The sequence below is a fragment of the Seonamhaeicola marinus genome (assembly GCF_008085455.1).
The window spans coordinates 1-616 of the sequence record NZ_VSDQ01000687.1 but is presented as its reverse complement, the minus strand read 5'-3'; the positions used below and the strand labels follow the sequence as shown (position 1 = coordinate 616).

General features: G+C 31.3%; 1 protein-coding gene. It reads right to left on the bottom strand.

Going from position 1 to position 616, the window contains the following annotated elements; all coding sequences use genetic code 11:
* Positions 1-616, bottom strand: a 616-nt coding sequence (locus FUA24_RS25250; protein WP_394344212.1) for a nucleoside-diphosphate sugar epimerase/dehydratase, incomplete at both ends; no start/stop codon positions are given.

Sequence of the window (616 nt, the reverse complement as noted above, 5' to 3'; positions counted from 1 at the left end):
GGTCCTCTATTAGCTAATACATTACCCATTAAAACTACAGGTAAAAATAACACACCCCAAACTAAGCCAATTGCAGCAACAAACACATCAAAAAACCTACGAAAAAACAAGTACATTTTATTTTGATTACTTCGGCTAAACGGAAAGTATTTATAAAAATCTTTACCTACAAATTGCACAGGAATACGTTCGGTTAAATCTTCATAAACATGGGTATATTCTCTTATAGGTATTCCATCTTCTAATAATGAAATTAGCGCATAGTAAATTTGATACGTTATGGTTTCGGCATTATAACTTGCTACAACAATTTCAGAAATATGTTCGTTTGCTACTACAGTTTTTAAATCTTTAGGGCTGTATTCTTTAACACCATTAAACTTTATAGATTCTTTACTGTTAGCCTCACAATTAACAAAACCAACAATTTTATAATTGGGGTCGGCATCTTTAAAAGCTTCAATAATAGTTTCAATATATGATGTCTCGCCAACAATAAGCGCCTTTCGGTAAAACCTTGGAGACACTATAAAATTTATATACGCTAAACGCCACACAATTAAAGCCACTAATATGGCAAAATAAAAATATACTATTTGTAACCTATTATCGGGTA